This window comes from Nocardiopsis sp. N85 (assembly GCF_028882275.1).
GTDB lineage: Bacteria > Actinomycetota > Actinomycetes > Streptosporangiales > Streptosporangiaceae > Nocardiopsis > Nocardiopsis lambiniae.
The window spans coordinates 360,481-379,286 of sequence record NZ_JARBUT010000002.1; the positions used below are offsets into that span (position 1 = coordinate 360,481).

At 71.8% G+C, this 18,806-nt stretch carries 20 protein-coding genes; 4 read left to right on the plus strand and 16 right to left on the minus strand.

Annotated features, from left to right (window positions below; all coding sequences use genetic code 11):
• Positions 1-41: 41 nt before the first annotated feature.
• Positions 42-440 carry a YrdB family protein gene (locus PWG71_RS05645; protein WP_274808439.1) on the plus strand — a complete coding sequence of 133 codons (399 nt, stop codon included), beginning with the start codon at positions 42-44 and terminating at the stop codon, positions 438-440.
• Here PWG71_RS05645 and PWG71_RS05650 read toward each other — a convergent pair.
• Both PWG71_RS05650 and PWG71_RS05655 read right to left on the minus strand, forming a co-directional pair.
• Complete coding sequence (locus tag PWG71_RS05650; RefSeq protein WP_274808440.1) at positions 427-1,104, minus strand: DUF4352 domain-containing protein; 678 nt, start codon at positions 1,102-1,104, stop codon at positions 427-429. The genes PWG71_RS05645 and PWG71_RS05650 overlap by 14 nt on opposite strands.
• A 55-nt stretch (positions 1,105-1,159) precedes the next feature.
• Entirely contained in the window at positions 1,160-2,080 is a 921-nt protein-coding gene (locus PWG71_RS05655; protein WP_274808441.1) for an NADP-dependent oxidoreductase, read from the minus strand.
• Between the two features lie 401 nt (positions 2,081-2,481).
• On the opposite strand from PWG71_RS05655, the gene PWG71_RS05660 reads away from it, so the two are divergent.
• Both PWG71_RS05660 and PWG71_RS05665 read left to right on the plus strand, forming a co-directional pair.
• Positions 2,482-3,153 (plus strand): DUF4097 family beta strand repeat-containing protein, encoded by a 672-nt coding sequence (locus PWG71_RS05660; protein ID WP_274808442.1) that lies wholly within the window; start codon positions 2,482-2,484, stop codon positions 3,151-3,153.
• Between the two features lie 98 nt (positions 3,154-3,251).
• Complete coding sequence (locus PWG71_RS05665; protein WP_274808443.1) at positions 3,252-4,064, plus strand: alpha/beta fold hydrolase; 813 nt, start codon at positions 3,252-3,254, stop codon at positions 4,062-4,064.
• 305 nt (positions 4,065-4,369) lie between these two features.
• Here the strand turns inward: PWG71_RS05665 and PWG71_RS05670 are convergent, their stop codons facing one another.
• The 11 genes from PWG71_RS05670 to PWG71_RS05715 form a co-directional block, all read right to left on the minus strand.
• Positions 4,370-5,083: a type 1 glutamine amidotransferase gene (locus PWG71_RS05670; RefSeq protein ID WP_274808444.1), complete on the minus strand. Its 714-nt coding sequence runs from the start codon at positions 5,081-5,083 to the stop codon at positions 4,370-4,372.
• 9 nt (positions 5,084-5,092) lie between these two features.
• Positions 5,093-6,349 carry a Mur ligase family protein gene (locus PWG71_RS05675; RefSeq protein ID WP_274808445.1) on the minus strand — a complete coding sequence of 419 codons (1,257 nt, stop codon included), beginning with the start codon at positions 6,347-6,349 and terminating at the stop codon, positions 5,093-5,095.
• Positions 6,350-6,432: 83 nt separating this feature from the next.
• Positions 6,433-8,475, minus strand: a complete 2,043-nt coding sequence (locus PWG71_RS05680; protein ID WP_274808489.1) for a hypothetical protein — start codon at positions 8,473-8,475, stop codon at positions 6,433-6,435.
• A 256-nt stretch (positions 8,476-8,731) separates the two neighbouring features.
• The gene (locus tag PWG71_RS05685; RefSeq protein WP_274808446.1) at positions 8,732-10,333 is read right to left on the minus strand and encodes an alpha/beta hydrolase; all 1,602 of its coding nucleotides are present in this window, start codon (positions 10,331-10,333) and stop codon (positions 8,732-8,734) included.
• Between the two features lie 217 nt (positions 10,334-10,550).
• Positions 10,551-10,856 (minus strand): DUF1416 domain-containing protein, encoded by a 306-nt coding sequence (locus PWG71_RS05690; RefSeq protein WP_274808447.1) that lies wholly within the window; start codon positions 10,854-10,856, stop codon positions 10,551-10,553.
• The gene (locus PWG71_RS05695) at positions 10,853-11,698 is read right to left on the minus strand and encodes a sulfurtransferase (protein ID WP_274808448.1); all 846 of its coding nucleotides are present in this window, start codon (positions 11,696-11,698) and stop codon (positions 10,853-10,855) included. Before PWG71_RS05695 ends, PWG71_RS05690 begins: the two co-directional genes overlap by 4 nt.
• 89 nt (positions 11,699-11,787) lie before the next feature.
• Positions 11,788-12,210, minus strand: coding sequence for a DUF4395 domain-containing protein (locus PWG71_RS05700; protein ID WP_274808449.1), 423 nt, complete (start codon positions 12,208-12,210; stop codon positions 11,788-11,790).
• A gap of 75 nt (positions 12,211-12,285) precedes the next feature.
• Positions 12,286-12,372 carry a putative leader peptide gene (locus tag PWG71_RS28750; protein ID WP_352983320.1) on the minus strand — a complete coding sequence of 29 codons (87 nt, stop codon included), beginning with the start codon at positions 12,370-12,372 and terminating at the stop codon, positions 12,286-12,288.
• Between the two features lie 180 nt (positions 12,373-12,552).
• Positions 12,553-12,912 carry a thioredoxin family protein gene (locus tag PWG71_RS05705; protein WP_274808490.1) on the minus strand — a complete coding sequence of 120 codons (360 nt, stop codon included), beginning with the start codon at positions 12,910-12,912 and terminating at the stop codon, positions 12,553-12,555.
• Positions 12,913-13,079: 167 nt separating this feature from the next.
• Positions 13,080-13,778: an LmeA family phospholipid-binding protein gene (locus PWG71_RS05710; protein WP_274808450.1), complete on the minus strand. Its 699-nt coding sequence runs from the start codon at positions 13,776-13,778 to the stop codon at positions 13,080-13,082.
• A gap of 334 nt (positions 13,779-14,112) precedes the next feature.
• Positions 14,113-15,231, minus strand: a complete 1,119-nt coding sequence (locus PWG71_RS05715; RefSeq protein ID WP_274808451.1) for a putative quinol monooxygenase — start codon at positions 15,229-15,231, stop codon at positions 14,113-14,115.
• Between the two features lie 274 nt (positions 15,232-15,505).
• Here PWG71_RS05715 and PWG71_RS05720 point away from each other — a divergent pair, with 274 nt between their 5' ends.
• On the plus strand, positions 15,506-16,297 hold the full coding sequence (locus PWG71_RS05720; RefSeq protein WP_274808452.1) for an HAD family hydrolase: 792 nt from the start codon (positions 15,506-15,508) through the stop codon (positions 16,295-16,297).
• A 308-nt stretch (positions 16,298-16,605) separates the two neighbouring features.
• Here the strand turns inward: PWG71_RS05720 and PWG71_RS05725 are convergent, their stop codons facing one another.
• The 3 genes from PWG71_RS05725 to PWG71_RS05735 form a co-directional block, all read right to left on the minus strand.
• A complete protein-coding gene (locus PWG71_RS05725; RefSeq protein WP_274808453.1) occupies positions 16,606-17,571 on the minus strand; it encodes an NAD-dependent epimerase/dehydratase family protein in 966 nt (321 codons plus the stop codon).
• 220 nt (positions 17,572-17,791) lie between these two features.
• Entirely contained in the window at positions 17,792-17,890 is a 99-nt protein-coding gene (locus PWG71_RS05730; protein ID WP_017621272.1) for a 30S ribosomal protein bS22, read from the minus strand.
• Positions 17,891-18,109: 219 nt separating this feature from the next.
• Positions 18,110-18,745 carry a histidine phosphatase family protein gene (locus PWG71_RS05735; RefSeq protein WP_274808454.1) on the minus strand — a complete coding sequence of 212 codons (636 nt, stop codon included), beginning with the start codon at positions 18,743-18,745 and terminating at the stop codon, positions 18,110-18,112.
• Positions 18,746-18,806: the final 61 nt, after the last annotated feature.

The following is an 18,806-nucleotide window of genomic DNA, read 5'->3' on the forward strand; positions in this document are numbered from 1 at the left end:
CCTGGGCGCCCTCACCGGTCCTCGACGGGAAAGGGCGTGCGGTGTCCCTGAGACCGTGGATGCTGGTGGTGCGGCTGCTGCTGGAGCTGGCCGCGTTGGTCGGGTTCGGCTCTGCGGCGTGGCACCTTCTACCGGATCTGCGCTGGTCGGCGACGTTCGCGGTGCCGTTGCTGGTGGCGGCGGTGTGGGGGACGTTCGCGGTCCCCGGCGACCCGTCCAGGTCGGGGCGGGCGCCGGTGCCGGTCCCCGGGCCGGTGCGGCTGCTCGTGGAGTGGGCGGTCCTGTTCGGTTCCTCGGCGGCGCTGGCCTGGGCCGGCGCGACCGGTGCCGCCCTGGCGTTCGCCGGGGTGCTGGTGGTGTACCAGGCGTGCGCCTACGACCGGGTGCTGTGGCTGCTGGGGCGTGGGGAGGGCTCGGGCCGGGAGATCAGTTCGGGGTGAGCGGTGCCGTTCCACCGATCCACACCTCGGAGAACTCGGTGTTCTCCGGTGCTGTGAAGACGACATAACTGGTGACGGTGGTGTCGGGGTTGATCTCGTCCCAGTAGTAGTCCGAGGCCACCGTGAACTCGGCCTCGTCGTCGTTGAGGTACTCCTTGCCCTCGGTGGTCAGGGCATAGGTCCCCCACGTGTCGAACGCCGTGGGGGAATCGCCCTGGTTGGTGACCAGGAGCCGGTAGATGTGGTACTCCATTCCGGACGGAGCCGTGGACTGCATCGCCATGCCGTCGGTGATGGTGGTGTCGGTGTAACAGATGTCCACCAGGATCCGGAGCGACCCGAAGGTCGTGGAGGCACCGGTGTAGGACTCCGGTGGCACGCTCGGCGTGTGCGATCCGGCGTCCTCCCGGCCGGTCGCGGGCTCCTCCGGTTCCCGGGGCCCGGGGTCGGCCCCCGAGCCCTCGGGCGACGGGTCGGGGTCGTCCTCGTCCGGGGAGACGATCGGCGTCTCCTCGCCCGCGGTCACCCGCACCGTCGGGATCGGGGCGGCGGTGAGGGCGACCGTGGTCGCGATGCATCCGGTCCCGGCCACGAACACCGCGACGGGGATCGCGATGGCGCGCAGTACGCCACCCGACCCCCGGGATCGGTCATTGGCATCCATGTACCTGTGACACAGAACACATGTCATTCATTCCGTACAAATCATCTGAAACCACTCATACGGTGAGCACGATCTTTCCCCGGGTCCGCCCCTTCTTGCTCAACCGCCAGGCCTCGGCCGCCTCCGCCAACGGCAGTTCGTGTTCCACGTGGACGGTCAGCACCCCGGCGTCGGCCATCCCGGCCAGCTCGATCAGGTCGTCGGTGGAGGGGCGCACCCATACGTAGTGGCCGCCGAGCGCGGCCACCTCCGCGTCCGCGACGGAGAGCACCCGGCCGGGGGACCCCACCAGGGGCAGGCTCTGCGCCGCCGCCCCCGAGCCGACGAAGTCCAGCACCGCGTCCACCCCGTACGGGGCCAGAGCGCGGACCCGCTCGACCAGCCCGTCACCGTAGGTCACCGGCTCCGCGCCGAGGGAGCGCACGAAGTCGTGGTTGCGCTCGCTCGCGGTGCCGATGACCCGGGCGCCCAGCGCACGGGCGATCTGCACGCCCATGGAGCCCACTCCCCCGGCCGCCGCGTGGACGAGCACCGTCTCCCCGTCGCCCACCCGAGCCCGGCGCATCGCCTGGAGCGCGGTGAGCCCGGCCAGCGGGGCCCCGGCCGCCTGCGACCAGTCCATCGACGCCGGTTTCGGGGCGATCAGCCGTACGCTCGCCGACACCAGTTCGGCGTAGGAGCCGTTCCGCGCCCAGTCCTTGCGGACGTAGCCGTAGACCTCGTCCCCGACCCGGTACTCCGGCACGTCGAACCCGACGGCCTCGACCACACCGGCCACGTCCCATCCGGGGACCATGGGGAAGCCGGCCTCCATGACGGGGTCGAGTCCGCCCGCCGCCAGCTTCCAGTCCACCGGGTTGACACCGGCGGCCCGCACCCGGATCAGGACCTCGCCGGGGGCCACCTTGGGGTCGGGAAGCTCCGTCTCCCGCAGTCCGTCCTCTGTCCCGTACTGCCGCAACGCCATCGCCTTCATGGACGCGACCATATCCGTCCGGGGTGCCCCGGGCCGGGAGCCCGCGCCCGACCCCGGCGATCGGAGTACGGCGTCGGGATCGTCCCCGCCGTGGGGTCCGGCACGCGACCACGGGCCCCGCGCGGGGCGGCTCCGCGAGACCTCGCCCCCTGCCGGGAGGAGGGCGGCCCACTCCCGCAGGACGCCTCCACCATAGCCTTCACCTTCAATCCATTGCAACGAACAGAGCCTTTCCGTTGCATTACCTTTCATTGCCATTGCAACAGTTTCACTGCTTTCAACTGCGTCAATGCTCGTTTGGTGCGACAGGCGCGTTGCCAGATCTATGAACGCAACGTAGCTTTTCCAATATAAGAAACAGCGGGCCGATCAGGCGGACGCTGTGGAAGAAGGAGAGCACCATGCAGAGGTTCACCACCCCCGCCCCCGTATCCGTCGTTCTCGACGTCCCCACGGGGCACATGCGGTTCATCGCCGCCGACCGGACCGACACCGTGGTCGAGGTCCTGCCCGCGAACGCCTCCAAGGGCCGCGACGTCAAGGCCGCCGAGCAGATGGAGGTCTCCTACGACGACGGTGTCCTGCGGATCGAGGCCCCCGAGGCGAAGAACCGGCTCCTGGGCGACTCCGGATCCATCGAGGTGGTCGTCCGACTGCCCGCCGGCTCCCGGGTCAAGGCCAAGGCGGCCGACGCCGAACTCAGGGGCGTCGGACGGCTCGGTGACGTCGCCTTCGAGGGCGCGCGGGCCACCGTCAAGCTCGACGAGACCGCCGAGGCGCACCTGACCCTCCAGGCCGGCGACGTCTCCGTCGGTCGACTTGGCGGCTCCGCCCGGATCGACACCCACAAGGGCGACATCCACGTCACCGAGGCCGTGCGCGGCACCGTCGTGCTGAGCACCGGGTCCGGCGATATCTCGGTCGGCGCCGCCGCAGGGGTCTCCGCCTCCCTGGACGCGGGCACCTCCCACGGCCGCGTCCACAACGCGCTCAAGAACACCGACGGCGCCGCCGCCGGCCTGAACATCCACGCGACCACCGGGTACGGCGACATCACCGCCCGCGGTCTCTGACCCGCGCCCCCTCACCACCTCCGAAGAAGCCTCCCTGCACCAGCCCGGTCCGACCCCGCGCAGGGCCGGACCGAAACCACGAAGAAAGGCAGAACCCCATGACAGTCCCGAACCCGACCGCTCCGGCCTCCGCATGGTCCGGCATGGTGCCGATCGAGGACACCGCGCTGGCCGTGACCGACACCGGCGGCTCCGGCCGCCCGGTCCTCTACCTCAACGGCGCCTACGCCGGGAAGCGGCACTGGCGACCCGTGATCGACGCGCTCGGCACCGGGACGCGCCACATCACCTACGACGAACGGGCCCGTGGCCGATCGAAGCGGTCGGCGGACTACTCCTTCGAGGCGTGCCTGCGCGACATGGACGCCGTCCTCGACGCGAGGGGCGTGGACCGGCCGATCCTGGTCGGCTGGTCCTACGGCGCAGCGCTCGCGGTCCACTGGGCCGAGCGGAATCCGGACCGTGTGTCGGGGGTGGTGTGCGTGGACGGCGGCATCCCCTACGGTCTGACCGGCGAGGAGGGGCGGGAGCGGATCCGCGGACTGTTCCGTCGGATGCGGTGGCTGCTTCCGCTGGCGCGTCCGTTCGGCTTGGCCGCGCGGATGAGCGCCGACCGGCACGCCGACGTCAACATCGAGATCAACGAGGTCAACGCCGCCATCGGGCCCGTCCTGGACCGGGTGTCCTGCCCGGTCCGGTACGTCCTGGCCACGGGCGGCAACCTCGGCGCGGGCGAGGAGGAGATGGAACGGCTGCGCACCGCACTCGACACGGTGCTCGCCCGCAACCCGGGCATCCGGGTGAGCGCGAAGGTCGAGAGCAACCACTCCCACATCCTGCGCAAGGACTTCCGCGCGGTCGCCGACGCGGTGCGCGAGTTGACCGCGGCCCACGACCGCGAAGTCCGCTGAACGGACGAGGGGACACCGCCGGCCGTGTCGGGCGGTGTCTCCCGGCTCCGGCCGGGAACGGGCCCCGGCCGGGCGGGGCCGTCGGGCCGGGCCCGCTCGACAGTGTCGGACCCGTTCGGAGCGCGCGCCGCCCCGGTGACGTCGCCGACTTCGGTCATCGGCTCCGGGGGCCTCACCCGAGGCAGGGCCCGCCCTCCTCAGAGAACGACGTGGTGGTCACGACCTCACGAAAGTCGGGATGCCGTGACCACCACAGGGACCCGAGGATCACCGGGCCGTGCGCGTTCGCCTCGCGTCCGCCCGTCTCAGGCGGACAGTGCGGCCGACAGGCGCTCCTCGTGGAGTCGGTCGCCCCAGGCCTGCGGCAGCGGGGCCAGCTGCCCCACCCGCCAGCGCAACAACAGGTCGGCGAGCTGCGGGTTGCGCGGCAGCGCCGGGCCGTGCAGGTAGGTGCCCAGCACCTGGCCCTGGTAGGCGCCCTCGGTCCGGTCGTCGTTGCCGATGCCGCGCACCGTGGTGGACAGCGGGAGGGCCGACGGGCCGATCTCGGTGCGGCCCTGGTGGTTCTCGAAGCCGGTGATGCGGCCCACGCCCAGCGACGGGTCGACGTCGGCGACGATCTCGCCGACCGCGCGGGCCTGGCCCCGGCCGCTGCGGATGTCGAGGATGCCGATCCCGGGCAGCGGGTTGGCCTCGTCGTCGCCGTAGCTCTCGCCGATGATCTGGTAGCCGGCGCACACCGCGAAGACGCAGGCGCCGCGGGCGGCGGCACGGGCCAGACCGCCGTCGGCGCGCAGGCGTTCGGCGGCCAGGATCTGGGGGCGGTCCTCACCGCCGCCGAGCAGGTAGATATCGCCCTGCTCGGGGACCGCGTCGCTGGAGTGGACGTGCACGACCTCGGTGGGGATCCCGCGCAGTTCGGCACGGCGCTGGAGGATGAGGACGTTGCCGCGGTCGCCGTAGGTGCTCAGCAGGTCGGGGTAGATCCACACGATCCGCAGGGCGCTGGTGTTCGTCATGGGTATCTCCTACTGGACGCGGCCGTAGGCCGTGCGGATCTGCTGGAACGCCGTGTAGTTGGCGATGAGGTCGACCTTGGTCAGTCCGGGCTGCTCGGCCTTGAGCCTGCCGAGGACCTCGTCCACCCGGTCGGCCACCTCGAAGCGCACACCGTCGGTCTCCAGGCGCAGGGCCAGGTCGGTGCGGCGCTCGCCCATGACGAACACGCGGCGGTCGCGCAGCACCGTGTAGTCGACGTCCCACAGCCAGGAGGTGTCCTTGCCGTCGGGGATCTGCGCGTTGACCGACAGGATCACCGGGGTGCGGGGCGGGTCCAGGACGGCGAAGGACTCCAGCCACCCGGCCGGGTTCTTGGCCAGCAGCAGGCGGACCTCGACGCCCATGGTGACCACGGAGGTGTAACGGCCCGCGACGGAGGTGATCTCGCGCAGGCGCTCCACGGTGCGCTCGGGGTCCAGTCCGTAGCCGGTGGCGGTGGCGGCGGCGATCGCGGCGTTGGAGCGGTTGGCGTCACCGGGCAGGTTGAGCCGGAGCTTGAGGCGGCGGCCGTCGGGGGTGACGAGCACGTCGGAGTCGTTGTCCACGCCCCAGGTGGTCTGGGGGCGGGCCAGTCCGCACTCGGGGCAGGCCCAGTGCGGGTCCTGCTCACGGTGCAGGTGCCCACCGCACTCGGGGCAGCACCAGGAGTCCTCCTTCCAGCGCTGCCCGGCCGAGACCCAGGTGGCGTTGGGGGCTCCCAGCCCCGCCCAGGCGACGAGCGGGTCGTCGGCGTTGGCGATGACGTGGGTGTCGCTCTTGCCCAGCGCGGTGCGCCAGCGCTTGGCGAGCAGGTTGATCTCCGAGGCGCGGTCCATCTGGTCGCGGCTCAGGTTCATCAGGACCACGAACGAGGGCTGGGTGGCGACGAGGACCTGGGGCAGGTACTTCTCGTCGACCTCCAGGACGCCGTTGACGGCGGACCGGTTGTTCGACAGCGCCGTGATGTGCCCGGTGGGCATGTTGGCGCCCTGCTCGTTGGTGGCGACGTCGCCGAACTCCCGCAGGGCGTGGGAGATGAGACGGGTGGTGGTGGTCTTGCCGTTGGTCGCGCTGACCAGGGCGAGCCTGCGCCCCCTGGCGAGCTTGGAGAGCAGGTCGGGTTCGACCTTGAGCGCGATCTTTCCGCCGATCACGGAACCGTCGCCGCGCCCGGTGGCACGGGACAGGCCGGCCGCACTCCTCCCCAGTACCGATGCCAGTTGGGCGCGCAAGGGAAGCTCGCTCATGTACTCTCCACGATCGCTTGATCACCTGCGCCGATGCGTTGCGGCGGCGGGCGATGTGTCGGGCCAAGCCTATTGTCCACCGGCTATCGGCTCCGCCAGTCCAGCCGCTCCGGAGGAGGGCCGAGGTTGGGCGGCACACGCCCCACCGCCCCATCGGTCCCCACCGGGTCCGGTACGGCCCCGACGGGCGTGTCGGGAGCGGCGACGGGAGGAAGGATGCGGGGGCGGACCCCGCCGTCGTGGCCGCGTCCCTCCGTCGACGCACCGGCCACCGCGCCTGTTTCGTCACCACTGATCCGGGAGTCGTCCACTGTGGCCAGTGTTGCCGTGGACAGGGTGAGAATACCCGGATTGGTGTCGGCCAGGACAGGTCCGTCGGGGCCCAGAACGAGGGCGGCCGTGGCCGGCAGGGCGCACAGCGCGTCGGCGTCGGGGGAGAACGGTCGGGTGTGCCGGGTCGGATCGTCCTCGGCGGACAGGGGTGCGTCGGCCCACTCCTGTCCGGCCGTCGCCCGGCCCCACACCGTGGCCGATCTCACATGGCGGACCAGGTCCAGGGGGGCGACGGCGGCGGCCGCGTTGCGGATGACGGCGCCCGAGTCGGTGTGCGGGGAGGCGAAGAAACGGTCGTCGGCCGCCACCTCCGCGTCGGGGTCCTCCTCCGGCGCGGTGGCGCCTTCGCCCACCTCCTCGGCGACCGTCTCGGTGAGCCGGTGCAGCGCCGACCGCGCCGCGCCTCCCGACCGCCCGTCCGACGGGTGGACGGCGATCGCGTCGGCCACCGCCGCGGCGGTCCCCTCCTCCTGGCGCATGACGACGGGCAGCCGTCCCGGGCCGGTGAACCGCGTCAGGGCGGCCGGCACGGCGGTCCGGAACATGAGGACGACCTCCACCCCGCCGCTCCCCGCGGCGGCCAGGACCTGGTCGATCTCCCCCTCGGGCAGGGTCTCGGCGCCGCACACCACCACCGTGCGGCCGCGCCTCCCCCGGGTGCGACGGGCCTCGTCGGCCGGGACCCCGGCCACTTCCAGGAGTTCGCTCAGGGCGGCCACCGCGTAGGTGCCGTACACGCGCGCGGCGACCTCGCCCGAGGCCCGGTCCGTGGAGATGATCTTGACCTGGGCGTAGGCACCGTCCTCGGCGCGCGTGCCGACCGCCTCGAACGGGGAGAGGCGGCGTTCCAGTTCCCAGGCCCGGTCCCAGTGGCCGCCGGCGCAGCGTTCGCGGACCCGGGCGCGCTGGTCGGGGGTGAGCAGGGCGAGCGCCGGGTCGTCCTCTGCGGCGTCCCCCTCGGGGGTGATGAGGGCCCGCAGACCACCGATGAGCTCGGCGATGCCCGCCCGGGGGCCGAGCACCTCCATGAGCCGCAGCAGGAGGGTCTCGTCGGCGTCGACGTCGTCGACGGTCCCGGAGGCCGCCGCGACGGCGGAGAGGATGCGGGCGCGCTGACCGGCGTCCAGGTCGGTGCCGAGCGTCATGCACGGCAGGTCGGCCGGCAGCACCCACCGGCGCGGGGCCACCGCACAGCGCCGTGCCAGGCGGACCAGGTCGCGGGTCACCGAGCGACCGGTGAGGTCGACGACGGTGAGGTCGCCGCCCTCGCGCAGCCGGGACACGCCGATGGTGGTGAGCAGCGCCGACCATCCGGCGTCGGCCCCGCCGACGACGATGATCGCGCCCGTGTCGGCGGGGGCGGTCACCCCGTACCAGAGGGGTCGGGCCTCGAAGGCCCGGCAGGCGGCCTGCCAGGCGGTGTGCTCCCGGGCGTGCTCGTCGAGGCGTTCGCGCAGCGCGTTCTCGCGGGCGGCGCGTTCGGCCTCCAGGCGTTCACGGGCCAGCATGAGCCGGCCGGCGATCACCTGTCGGCTCTGGAGCAGGGCGAAGACGATCGGGGCGGCGATGGTCACGCAGGCCAGGACACCGCCCACCGCGAGGTTCCCGGGCAGGACCCGCAGGGACCACAGCAGCGGGCACAGCAGGGCGAACGCGCCGAGTCCGACCAGCGCGACGTGCAGCGGCCGGTTGGTGCGGGCCTCGCTGTCGCGCTGGTCGGCGATCCACTGCTCGTCGACGCCCTCCGCGTCGGCCGGGGTCGGCCGACGCGGGGGCGGGCCGGGCGGGGGCATGAGCACGGTGTACCGCCAGCCGACATAGGTACGCGCGCTCACGCCGTCCGGCCTCGGGGTGGGGGGCACCGTCCGAACACCTCCTGATCGACCGCCCGAGCGGGCGGCCGGGGACTCGGTTCACTCGGGGCACGGCCGACCCGGGCCGGCCCGTGTGGGCACGATGCTGTCACCACCGGGCCGGCTTGTCACCGTCGCGGCGTGTCTCCCGGCGACCGGGCGGTCCGTGTCCGTCGGAGGCCGTGTCCCCGAGGGATCAGTAGGCCGGGCAGCTGAGGCCGGGTTCGGGGACCTCTCCGCGCAGAAGGTAGGCGTCGATCGGGTCGTCCACGCAGGGCATGCCGTAGCCGTAGGCGGTGTGACCGGCGCCCTCGTAGGTGACCAGGGTCGCGGTGTCCAGCTGGTCGGCCAGTTCCTCGGCCCAGGCGTAGGGTGTGGCGGGGTCGCCGATGGTGCCGACCACCACGATCGGGGGCGCGTCGGGCGCGGTGAACCCGGTCGGGGCGACCTCGGTGTCGGGCCAGTAGGCGCAGGGCAGCTGTCCCCACACCAGGTCGGGGCCGAAGAACGGCGTGTCGACGGCGATCCTCTCCGCGGCGTCCCGGTAGACGTCGAGGTCGGTGGGGTCGACCCGGTCGGCGCAGTTGATGGCGGTCAGCGCCGCGTCGGCGTCCTCGTGGAACCCGTCCCCCTCCTCGTCCTCGTTCCGGGCGGCCTCTCCGCCCTCATCGGCGGTGTCGTCCTCGTACGAGGACCCGTAGGTGAGGTCGTAGAACTCCGCGAGGAGTTCGTCGGCGTCGGCGGTCTCCTCCTCCAGGGCGGTCAGGGTGTGGGCCATGTCGGTCCAGACGGTCTCGTCGTAGAGCGCCTGGCCCACCATCCCCAGCATGGTGCCGGCGTCGATGGGGGTGTCCTGGACGACGGGCGGGTCGGCGTCGAGTCGCAGGAGGAGGTCGGTCATCTCGTCCTCGGCCGCCTCCGCCCCGGTGAAGGGGCAGGTCCCCTCGCCGGAGCAGTCGGTGACGAACAGCTCCCAGGACGTCTGGAACGCCTGTGCCTGGTCCAGCGCGACCTCCACGTTGGGCCGCTCGGTCTCGACCGCGCCGTCCAGCACGAGGGCGCGGGTGTTCGCGGGGAACATCTCCGCGTACAGGGCGCCGATGTAGGTGCCGTAGGAGTAGCCCACGTAGCTCAGGGCCTCGTCGCCCAGGGCGGCGCGGACGAGGTCGAGGTCGCGGACCACGTTGACGGTGCCGATCTCGGCGAGGAACTCCTCCCCCACCGTCTCGGCGCAGTCGTCGGCGTAGTCGCGGGCCGCCCGCTCCAGGCGGTCCAGGTCGGCGTCGGTGACGGCCGCGGGGTCGTCGACCTCGTACTGGGCGGCGGCCAGCGCGTCCCAGTTCCCGCAGGCGAAGCCGCCGCTGTCGCCGACCCCGCGCGGGTCGAAGGAGACGATGTCGAAGGCCTCTCCGATCTCCTCGCTCAGCTGGGGGTGAGAGAGCATCTCCAGCCCCGACTCACCGGGGCCGCCCGGGTTGAGGACCAGCGAGCCGATCCGCTCGTCGGGACCGCCGGTGGCGGGCACCCGGGCCAGCGCGATGTCGATGGTGTCCCCGTCGGGGGTGTCGTGGTCGAGGGGGACCGCGAGGGTGGCGCACTCCAGGGCGGTCACCCACGCGCCGTCGCCGTACTCCTCGGCTGCCTCCTCGGCCTCGTCCCCCTCGTAGCAGGGCATCCAGTCCAGAGTCGTGACCGCGACGTTCTCCGCGTCCTCCGGTCCCGCCGGTGTGATCGCCGTACATCCGGCGACCAGCAATGTCACGACGCCCGCCAGCGCCGGCACCCCTGTGTACCTCACGTGTTCGCGCCCCTCTCCGCACGGCCTCGTCGCCGTGCCCCGTTTCTCGGACGGGGGATGGGACGGGGCCACCGCGAAAGTGGTTTCGGGCTCATCACGGAATGGAGCATGCCGTACGACACAAAGGGGACACGAAGGGGCGCCGGGGGAGCCACCGGCTCCCTCCGACGCCCCGTGTCGTCTCGGTCCGGCCCGGCCGGAGCCGGACGGGATCGGATCAGGCCTGGACCTGGAGGTCGATGACCTTGCCGACCTCGGCCCGCACCGGGTACTCGCCGGTGAAGCCCTGGGAGGCCAGGACGCGCACCTTCCAGTCGCCGTCGGCGGCGAAGAACCGGAAGGTCCCCTCGTCACCGGTGGCGACCTCGCCGACGAAGTCGTCGGAGGCGTTGAGGAGTCGCGCGTAGGCGCCGCGCAGCGGCTGACCGTCACGCGTCACCGTGCCCTGGATGACCGCCTGGTCTCCGGCGTCGACGTCGGCGAGGGCGACCCCGCCGACCGGTGCTCCGCAGCTGTCGCTCACTTGGTCTCCGCCTCTCCGAGCTCGACCGGCACGCCCACCAGGGAGCCGTACTCGGTCCACGAACCGTCGTAGTTCTTGACGTTCTCCAGGCCGATGATCTCGTGCAGGGCGAACCAGGTGTGCGAGGAGCGCTCGCCGATGCGGCAGTAGGCGATGATCTCCTTCTCCAGGTCGACCCCGGCCTCCGTGTAGAGCTCGCGGAGCTCCTCGGCGGTCTTGAAGGTGCCGTCCTCGTTGGCGGTCTTCGCCCACGGGATGTTGCGCGCGGTCGGGATGTGGCCCGGACGCTGCGAGGACTCCTGCGGCAGGTGCGCGGGGGCCAGCAGCTTGCCGACGAACTCGTCGGGCGAGCGCACGTCGACCAGGTCCTTGGTGCCGATGGCCTCGACGACCTCGTCACGGAAGGCGCGGATGCTCAGGTCCTGGTCCTGGGCCCGGTACTCGGTGGCGGTCCGCTCGGGGACCTCCTCCACCAGCTCGCGGGAGTCCAGCTCCCACTTCTTGCGGCCGCCGTCGAGCAGACGGACGTTGTCGTGGCCGTAGAGCTTGAAGTACCAGTAGGCGTAGGCCGCGAACCAGTTGTTGTTGCCGCCGTAGAGGACGACCTGGTCGTCGTTGGAGATGCCCTTGGCGGACAGCAGCCTCTCGAAGCCGGTCCTGTCCACGAAGTCACGGCGGACCGGGTCCTGGAGGTCCGTCTTCCAGTCGATCTTGACGGCGCCGGGGATGTGTCCCTTGTCGTAGGCGGACGTGTCCTCGTCGACCTCGACCAGGACCACGGTGGCGTCGTCCAGGTGAGCCTCCACCCAGTCGGCGTCCACAAGGACGTCGGAGCGGCTCATGGGGAACCTCCTGTTGTTTCTTTGCGTGCGGTGTCGCGTGGGCTGTTCGGTTCCCACCGGACACGGGGTCCGGTGGGCACGGAGGGGGATCAGGCCGGCTTCCCCGTCGCCAGGAGACGGCGGCCGAGAAGGTACATCTCGCATCCGGCGCAGAAGGCGAAGGCGGCGTTGAGGAAGGCGGCGGTGAGGGCGAGGGCGGTCGCGCCGATACCGAGCCACTCGGGACCCACCAGGTATCCGATGAGTCCGAGGGCGGCGAAGGCGAGTCCCACCCCTTGCGCGAACCGGGGCGGCCGGGCGTCCTCCGTTTCGGAGGGCGGGCCCAGCCGGGGCCGTACGACGGTGGAGAACAACAGGGCGTAGGGCGAGTGGCGCACACCCGCGAGGACGCCGATCGCGAACACCACGGCCTGGAACCCCAGGATCCAGGGTTGGGCGAAGGCGAGGGCGGCGGCCAGCACGAGAGTGGTCAGGACAGCGGCGAAGCGCTGTCCGCGAGGGTCGACCTGCATGACGAGTTGTCCCTGGCGTACACGAGGAGAAGGGTCGGTCGCGCGAGGAGGCGGGGGCTCAGGGGCCCGCACGCCCTAGGGACACAGACAGAGCGCGGCGGCGACGCGGCAGAAGTCCACCGCCCGTCGCTTCGTCAGATACGCGCTCGTCAAGGAAGTCACGTCCTTGACGCTACAGGCCTCTCAACCCGTTGTCACGGGTGGCCTGGATCACAGAAGGGCCCATCCGGGCCGGTGAACGGGTGTGCGGCCCGCCGCTCGGGGCCCGGATGGGGAGGCGGGTTCCCCGTATTCCCTGGTGATCCGGTCGGAAAGGGTGGTCTGAGGTTCCGATCCCCCGGGTCAGGAGACCGCGAGACCGATGGCGGCGATCACATCGGCCTTGCGCGGTTGGCCGCTCGCCCGGCGCGTCACGCGCCCCCGCGCGTCCAGGACCAGGACCGTGGGGGTGCGCATGACGTTCAGCCGACGCACCAGGTCCAGGCGGGACTCGGCGTCGATCTCCGCGTGCGCGACGCCCTCGACCATGTCCACGACCTCCGTCAGGATCCGACGGGTGGCCCTGCACGGCTGGCAGAAGGCGCTGGAGAACTGCACGAGCGTGGCCCGCTCCCCCAGGGCGGCACCGATGTCCTCGGCGGTCAGCGCCGTCGCGTCGTCGGCCTGATCGCCGGTGTCGGTGCGATCGGTCGGTTCGCCCATGGGCCCCGGCTCCTCCCCCACGGCCACCGTGCCGTGGAACGCGGACTCGTTCGCGGGGGCGGGCCGCCCCTGCTCGCGGAAACGGCCCCGCCCCCGCCGCCACAGCAGGCCCACGGCGGTGGCCGCGAGCAGCGTGACGGCGAGGGCGGTCAGACCGACGGGGTCCATCAGGCGGCCCCGGACCCCATGAGGGGCACGTTCTCGGCGACACCGGTGACCCGCAGGCCGCCGGAGACGGCCTCGGCGTCGGTGACGGTCATCCCGAACGGCATCTGCGGCATCGGGAAGGAGACCGTGATCATGTCCGAGACGACCCCGGTGAGGTCGATGGGGGCACCCTCGACCTGGATGTCGGTGGGCGTGGCCGAGACGACCCCGTCCTGGACCGAGATGTCCAGGGCCGCGGAGACCGGAACGCTGATGCCCAGGTTCACCATGGCCAGCTCACCGCTGGCGTAGGGCTTGCCGCCCTCGGTGGAGACCGTGATGCCCTCGGGCAGGAAGGGGTTGAGGATCGCGTAGGGCAGGACCGCCGAGCCGTCGATCCGACCGGCCGTGACCTCGGGCTGGTCGAGCAGCTCCGCCAGGGGCGCGTCGACGTCCTTGGCACGGACCTCGATCTGCTCCACGGGGTACTCCCCGAAGGTCGCCGAGGGAGCGGTGATGACGATCTCCTCGTAGGTGCCGCCGAGCGCCTGGGGCAGGAAGGCCCAGCCCTCGATGGAGACCGCGGGGTCCTGTTCCATCTGGAACTGCTGGGCCACCTGGCCGGCGATCATGTTCTGCGCGAGTGCGCGTCCTCCCACGTCGGCGCTTATGACGAGGACCGCGAGGAGGATGAGGAGGACGACGAGAAACTTACGCATCTGGAATCCCAGCACACTTTCTTTCGCTCCGGCGCGCCTCTCGGCCGGATGAGTCCGGCCGGTCATCGTCACACGCCACCGGCGCCCGGGGGACACCGGTCAGGAGGAACCTGTAGGGAAGGGTACTTCACCGGACTTGGACGCCCCGGCGCGTCCGACGGTTCTCCGACACATGGCCGTTTCGCCGGACCTCACGAAGTCGACGGGGTTCGCGGGGCGCGGATCCACCGGATAGGGAACTCCGCGCACGCGCACGCCGCCCCGGCACACCCTAGGGCATGTTCCGCGGACACCCACCCTGCGGCGGGACACCCCGACACCCGCCGAACACGCCCTAGCGGGGCATGAGCAGCGCGGCCAGGCCGTCGCTGGCGGCGGCCCCGGCGAGGGAGAGTTCGATCACGTTGGTGGCCACGACGTGGGAGGCGGAGCGGCGGGCGAACTCGATCACGTGCGGCTGCTGCTCGTGCTCCTCCTTGGCCAGGTCGTCGCGGTAGATCGCGTAGACGATGCGCTGGAGCGGCGCGCTGGGCACCGTGTGGCAGGCGAACAGGAGGGTGTCGGGCTCACGGTCGGCGACCTGGGCGACGACCGCCTCGGCGACGCGGTCGAAACCGGTGCCCTGGCCGTCGGCGAGGGTGTAGATCGTGATGACGCCGCGCAGTTTGGCGGACGGCGCCTGACGCACGGGCGGGCCGTCGTAGTAGTCGTCGTACGGGTCGGCGTTGCGACGCTTACGGCGCACGGGCTCCTCCAGGAGTTCGTCTTCGGGGTCCGCGTCGTCGTCGTAATCGTCGTAGTAGTCGTCGTCCTCGTAGTCGTCGTGGCGGCGCGGGCGCGCGTCCAGGGCCGCGGCGCCCCAGAGCGCGGCGACGGCGCCGAGCATGAGCAGCGGGCCTCCGGCGCCCAGGCCGAAGCGGCCGACCACGACGGACAGGATCACGGCGAGCGCGATCAGGCCGAGGACCCCCAGGCGGAGGTTGCGGTCGGCGGAGGAGCGACGGGCGACCGCGACGAGGGCCGTGACGAGGAAGACCGCCACGACGACCTGCGTGACGTTGACGAGCGTGCGCGGAATGAGATCGTAGTGGTCGCCCAGGGCGGGGAGGGTTCTCCCGAACCGGCCGCTGAGCCGGTCGGCGCTCAGGATCACGAGGGGGACGATGGTGAAGGCGCTGAGGAACAGGCGCGAGGCGAACCGCCCCTGCGCGGAGCGGACGCCGTACTCCAGGGCGCCCCAGGCCATGTAGAGCGGGCCCAGGAGGCTGATGCCGATGTGGAGCAGGCGGAACGTCGGGCCACCGAAGCCGAACATCGCGCCGATCACGGCCGCGCTCAGACCCACGGTCATCGTCAGGCCCGCGACGAGCCATCCGATGATGACCACACCGGGGCGACGTTGGGCGTACGCGGCGAGCGCGGCGGTGGCGCTCCAGCCCACCAACGCGCTCATGAATGCCAGTCCTACCGTCACCATCCCGACAATGATGATGCACGTGAACGGGTGGGTGTGCACTCCGTACCGGTACGTGGAGACCTTTTCAGGGAAGATCCCGCAGAATGACGGGCAAACCCGCTTTCTCTACTGTGAGCTTCATCACGTGAATTCACGGCCTCTCCCAGAGGCTCCGAGGGACCCGCCGGTGGTCGTAGGCTCGCAATTACGCGGGGAGCACGTCGTCGCGGACGACGCTGAACGCCTCCCCCACCCGAGCCAGGAGAGAACCGTGTCACACGACGTCGTGTCCCCGACGCCGGCGGGGGCCGCCTTCTTCGATGTGGACAACACCCTGATGCGGGGAGCGTCGATCTACCACTTCGCCCGCGGCCTGGCCGCCCGCGATCTGTTCACGACCCGCGACCTCCTGCGCTTCGCGTGGGGCCAGACCGTGTTCCGGGTGACCGGGAGCGAGCAGCCCGAGCACATCAACGCGGCGCGCGAGGCCGCGCTGGCGTTCGTCGCCGGGCACGACGTGCAGGATCTGGTCGGCCTGTGCGAGGAGATCTACGACGAGACCATGGCCGACCGCATCTGGGAGGGCACCCGGGCCCTGGTGCAGCGCCACCTGGACGCGGGCCAGTCGGTCTGGCTGGTCACCGCCACACCGGTGGAACTGGCCCAGATCATCCGCCGCAGGCTCGGGCTGACCGGCGCGCTGGGCACGGAGGCGGAGAGCATCGACGGGGTGTACACCGGACGGCTCAACGGGGACCTGCTGCACGGCCCGGCCAAGGCCGTGGCGGTGCGGGAGCTGGCCGCCAAGGAGGGATGGGACCTGGCGGGCTGCGCGGCCTACAGCGACTCCTCCAACGACCTGCCGCTGCTGTCACTGGTGGGACGGCCCAACGCGGTCAACCCCGACGGGGACCTGCGCCGGTACGCGCGCACGCACGGGTGGCCCGTGCACGACTTCCGTACGCACCGCAGGGCGCTGAAGGTCGCGGTCCCCGCGGCGGCCGTGGGCGCGGCGGTGGGCGCGATGGCGATCCGCGCGGCCGTGCAACGCAGATCGGGCTGAGCGGACACGGGAGCAAGGGGCACGGGGGCACGGGCGGGATCGGTTCCCCGAACCCTCCATGGGCCGCCGCGCGCACACCCGGGCGGACCCGACCGGAGCCGGAGAGCACCACCGGACCCGCGCGTACACGGACGGACGCGCCGAACGGCCCGGAGCACGACCGGACCCGCGCGCGGACGCGCCGAGAGGGCGGGATCCGATCCGCAGGACGACAGAGCCCGCGCCCACGCGCGTGAACCCTGGTCGGGAAGAGGCCGGGACATGGCGGGGCCCCTCCCACGGGGAGGGGCGGAGCCCGGGAAAGGCCGTCAGCGGCCCAGGGTGGCCTTGGCCAGGGCCAGCACGTGGACCGGCCGCAGACCGGCGCCGCGCGAGCGCCGCGGGCCGCCGTGGCGGTTCCCGGAGGTACCGCGCGGAGCACGGGTGTCGGCATAGGAGTCGAAGGCCGCCGCCGAACTGTGCGAGGGGGCCCACTCCAGGACCCGCTCCAGTTCCCGGGTGTCCAGGGAGGCGGCCAGCCCGGCCCGTACGGCCCGGGTGACGCTGGCGGTGGCGTAGTCGATGCGTCCGCGTCGGGCGACCCCGCGCAGGACGCGCAGTCCGGAGGCCGGGACCGGGAGCCGGCGACCGCCGATGCGGCGCAGGCAGTGGGAGAGCGGGACGGAGTCCTTGCCGGCCACGTCGAAGAACCCGGTGCCGTCGTTGAGCGCCATCCGCACGAGGGCCTCGACGCCGTCGTCCTCGTGCAGGAAGCGCACCTGTGGATCGCTGCCCAGCACGGTCGGCACGACCCGGGAGTCGAGGTACCGGGTGAGGGGGGTGTCCACGCCGGGACCGATGAGGTTGGCGAACCTCAGGAGCGCCACCTCCATGTCGGGGCGGCGACGTTGCAGGCCGCGGGTGTGCCGTTCGACCTCGGCCGCGTCGTCGGCGTCCAGGGTGGCGCTGGAGCGCACCACCAGCCGGCGCACCGTGCCGGAACGCTGGGCCGCGGCGAGCACCCGCATGGTGCCCAGGACGTTCTCCTCCCGGTGGGCACTGTGCGCGGTGTCCAGTCCCAGGTGCAGGACCAGGTCGGCGCCGGAACCGGTGACGATCCGGGCCAGGCTCTCGTCGTGCAGGTCGACATGGGCGTATTCGAACCCCGTCGTGGCGGCGGGCGGCGCGGAATCGACGCCGATCACCCGGCGCACGCCGGGCTCCGCGCCCAGAGCCTGAGCGACTCTGGCGGCCAGGGGGCTGGAGACCCCGGTGACGAGTACGACACGAGCCATGGCGACACGTTCCTTGGGAGGAGACGGTGAGTGACGGTGCGCGGACCGTTCACCACGAGGGTGAATCGGTGTCCGCGACCCGTGAGACACAACGATGTCGCGACCGGAAAATTCCGTCACGTTGGTCGAGGCATCGCCGAGGAGGGGAATTTTCTCCGCGTCCGGGGCACACCGAAGCACGCCCACGCCCGCGGAGAGACGACGACCGCCGCGACAGGTACTACTTCTTGTTGCGACGCGCGATACGCGTGCGCTTGAGAAGCTTGCGGTGCTTCTTCTTCGCCATGCGCTTGCGACGCTTCTTGATGACGGAACCCATCAGGGATCACCCTCTCGCTGACGATGGATACAGAGCATGCCGCACCGCCGTGGCGGAACCGGCAAGGGGCTCGGGTGCGAGGGCCACCGGGTCCTGCGCGGTACGCGCACCCCGGGGTCCGGGACCGTCCGAAGACTCTCGCCGATGGGTGTGCGCCCAGAGGACGTGCACCCAACGCACCCGAAGCCCCAGCTTACCGCTCCGGGTGCGCGCTCCGGGTCAGGCCCCCGGGACGGAGGGACCTTCCTGGTAGAGCGAGGCGGCCGGCTCCGCGTAGCTGACGCTGGCCAGGCGCTGCTCGACGAACGTCAGCGAGGTGACACTCGCGAGGTTGCATTCGCGCAGGTCGGGGCGGTGCCACAGGCGCCTTCCCTCGGCGGCCCGGCGGGCCATCCAGATGGGCAGCTGGTGGCTGACGCACACCGCCTCACGCCCCCAGGCGGCCCGGCGGGCGACCTTGATCATCGAGACCATGCGCTCGACGATCTGCTTGTAGGGCTCACCCCAGGAAGGCAGGAAGGGGTTGTACATGCGGCTGACGATGCGCGGGTCGCGCACCGAGCTCCGGGACAGGGAGAGACCCTCGAACTTGTTGGCCGCCTCGATGAGGCGGTCGTCCAGGGTGACCGGCAGGTCCAGCATCTTCTGAAGCGGGACGGCGGTCTCCTGGGTGCGGTCCAACGGCGAGGAGAACAGGGCCGCGATGTCGTGGCCCTCGAACCAGTCGGCGGTCATCTCGGCCATCTGCTGCCCGCGTTCGCTGAGGTGGAAGTCCGGGAGCCTGCCGTAGAGCACCTTGTCCGGGTTGTACACCTCGCCGTGCCTGAGCAGGTGCACGACGGTGGTCGTCGTCATCGTGTGCGTCTTTCCTTCGGGGATCGGATGGTGCCGGCGGGCCGGTGTGCGGGGCGACGCC

Bases quoted from the DNA above. Each gene is read 5' to 3' on its own strand.
- PWG71_RS05650 (WP_274808440.1), bottom strand. From the start codon at position 1,104: ATGGATGCCAATGACCGATCCCGGGGGTCGGGTGGCGTACTGCGCGCC.
- PWG71_RS05655 (WP_274808441.1), bottom strand. From the start codon at position 2,080: ATGAAGGCGATGGCGTTGCGGCAGTACGGGACAGAGGACGGACTGCGG.
- PWG71_RS05660 (WP_274808442.1), top strand. From the start codon at position 2,482: ATGCAGAGGTTCACCACCCCCGCCCCCGTATCCGTCGTTCTCGACGTC.
- PWG71_RS05665 (WP_274808443.1), top strand. From the start codon at position 3,252: ATGACAGTCCCGAACCCGACCGCTCCGGCCTCCGCATGGTCCGGCATG.
- PWG71_RS05670 (WP_274808444.1), bottom strand. From the start codon at position 5,083: ATGACGAACACCAGCGCCCTGCGGATCGTGTGGATCTACCCCGACCTG.
- PWG71_RS05675 (WP_274808445.1), bottom strand. From the start codon at position 6,349: ATGAGCGAGCTTCCCTTGCGCGCCCAACTGGCATCGGTACTGGGGAGG.
- PWG71_RS05680 (WP_274808489.1), bottom strand. From the start codon at position 8,475: ATGCCCCCGCCCGGCCCGCCCCCGCGTCGGCCGACCCCGGCCGACGCG.
- PWG71_RS05695 (WP_274808448.1), bottom strand. From the start codon at position 11,698: ATGAGCCGCTCCGACGTCCTTGTGGACGCCGACTGGGTGGAGGCTCAC.
- PWG71_RS05700 (WP_274808449.1), bottom strand. From the start codon at position 12,210: ATGCAGGTCGACCCTCGCGGACAGCGCTTCGCCGCTGTCCTGACCACT.
- PWG71_RS05705 (WP_274808490.1), bottom strand. From the start codon at position 12,912: ATGGGCGAACCGACCGATCGCACCGACACCGGCGATCAGGCCGACGAC.
- PWG71_RS05710 (WP_274808450.1), bottom strand. From the start codon at position 13,778: ATGCGTAAGTTTCTCGTCGTCCTCCTCATCCTCCTCGCGGTCCTCGTC.
- PWG71_RS05715 (WP_274808451.1), bottom strand. From the start codon at position 15,231: ATGAGCGCGTTGGTGGGCTGGAGCGCCACCGCCGCGCTCGCCGCGTAC.
- PWG71_RS05725 (WP_274808453.1), bottom strand. From the start codon at position 17,571: ATGGCTCGTGTCGTACTCGTCACCGGGGTCTCCAGCCCCCTGGCCGCC.
- PWG71_RS05730 (WP_017621272.1), bottom strand. From the start codon at position 17,890: ATGGGTTCCGTCATCAAGAAGCGTCGCAAGCGCATGGCGAAGAAGAAG.
- PWG71_RS05735 (WP_274808454.1), bottom strand. From the start codon at position 18,745: ATGACGACGACCACCGTCGTGCACCTGCTCAGGCACGGCGAGGTGTAC.